The 2,011-nt window shown below is 44.9% G+C and carries 2 protein-coding genes; both read left to right on the top strand.

Annotated elements, in window-relative coordinates; translation table 11 throughout:
* Window positions 1-1,188 (top strand): elongation factor G (locus ACJMLT_RS03035; RefSeq protein WP_405726406.1); only part of this gene is annotated, 1,188 nt, incomplete at its 5' end.
* 214 nt (window positions 1,189-1,402) lie between these two features.
* Window positions 1,403-2,011: NAD(P)/FAD-dependent oxidoreductase (locus ACJMLT_RS03030; RefSeq protein WP_405726403.1), on the top strand; the 609-nt coding region annotated here is incomplete at its 3' end.

The raw sequence follows: 2,011 nt of genomic DNA, 5'->3' as shown, positions 1-2,011 counted from the left end.
TCTTCCGATGACGAACGTTTCTCCGCGTATGTATTCAAAACAATCGCTGACCCTTATATCGGTCGTCTGAACCTGTTCCGCGTTATGACAGGTAAACTGGAAGTTGGCATGAGCGTTTATAACGAAGAAAAAGATACAGTTGAAAAAGTTTCCCACCTGTATGTTGTAAGAGGTAAAGACCAGATCGAAGTTGATGAACTGCACTCCGGTGATATCGGTGCTCTGGCAAAACTGACAAATACATCTACACAGGATACACTGTCCCTGAAAGATGCAAATATCATCATCCCTAAAATTGCGCTGCCCGGTTCCGTTCTGTGCATGGCAATCCAGCCCAAAGGCAAAGGCGATGAAGACAAACTGTCTGCTGCTCTGACAAAGATCAGAGAAGAAGATCCTACGATCAAAATGGAAGTAAACCCTGAAACAAAACAGACACTGGTTTACGGCGTAGGCGAACAGCAGCTGGATGTTATGGTTCAGAAACTGAAAGCAAAATACAAAATCGAAGTGGAACTGCTGGATCCTATCATTCCTTACAGAGAAACAATCAAAGCAAAAACTTCCGTTCGCGGCAGATACAAAAAACAGTCTGGCGGTCATGGTCAGTTCGGTGATGTTGTAATGGAATTCGAACCCAGCTACGATACAACAACACAGTATGTATTCGAAGAAAAAATCTTCGGTGGCTCCGTTCCCAAACAGTACTTCCCCGCAGTTGAAAAAGGTCTGCAGGAATGTGTACAGGCCGGCGTTCTGGCAGGCTACCCTGTAGTAGGTCTGAAAGCAACTCTGACAGATGGTTCCTACCATCCCGTTGACTCCTCCGAAATGGCGTTCAAGATGGCTACATCCGTTGCCTTCAAAGAAGGTATCCCTCAGGCAAAACCCGTGATCCTGGAACCTATCGATCATGTGGAAGTTCTGATCCCCGACAAATATATGGGCGATATCATGGGTGACATCACAAAACGTCGTGGACGTATCCTGAGCATGGATGCAGTTGGTGTGAAAAAATGCATCGTTGCAGAAGTTCCTACAGCTGAAATGCACAAATACGCTACAGATCTGCGCTCCATGACACAGAGCCGCGGTGAATACAGAAGCCGTTTCGAAAGATACGAAGAAGCTCCCATGGATGTTCAGAAACGTATCATCGATGCAAGAGCAGCTGAAAAAGATAAATAATGTTGTAAATACAACAGATTTTTCTAAAATAATATGATAAAATTACCACGAGAAGTCAATGATGACCTCTCGTGGTTTTTTATAGCTGGTTTTTACATATTTACATATATTATTTTGCAAAAACAATAGTTTTTGTGTATCAGGTTCCAAGGAGGTGACCTCCTTGGTCATGGGTTCGGGGGCGGATAGCCTCTGAGGAGAAAGGAGGATGTTTATGTATGATATCGGTATCATTGGCAGCGGACCGGCAGCACTTTCCGCAGCAGTCAATGCAAGACAGAGAAATAAATCCGTTTGCGTGTTCGGCAGAAGTCTGGACAGCTCTTTGCTGTTTGCAGCAGAAAAAGTAGATAACTACCTCGGTATGCCAGACCTGAGCGGCGAGGAAATGCTGAATCAGTTTTATGCCCATGCCGTAAAGCGTGGCGTGGAATTCAAAGAAAGCCGTATCAGTCAGATCATGTCTATGGGTGACTATTTTGTCATCAATGCGGATAACGAATTTTTTGAAGCAAAAACCCTTATCCTTGCGATTGGCCTGAACAAAAGCAAAGGGATCCCGGGAGAAATGGAATATCTGGGGAAAGGTGTCAGCTATTGTGCAACTTGTGACGGTATGCTCTACAGAAATAAAAGAGTGGTTGTGGTAGGGGAAAATGAAGAAGGGGAAGCAGAAGCTAACTTCCTTGCAGATGTCTGCGAAAAAGTGACCTATGTTCCGCTGTATCAGCCTGTTCTGAATCTGAAGGAGAATGTGGCAGTTTTGAATAGCAGACCGAAAGCGGTCATCGGCGCAGAAATCGGTGTGACAGGGATCGAAGTG

The organism is Anaerotignum sp., assembly GCF_045122575.1.
In the GTDB taxonomy this organism is placed as follows: domain Bacteria; phylum Bacillota; class Clostridia; order Lachnospirales; family Anaerotignaceae; genus Anaerotignum_A.
This window is presented reverse-complemented; position numbering and strand designations above follow the sequence as displayed.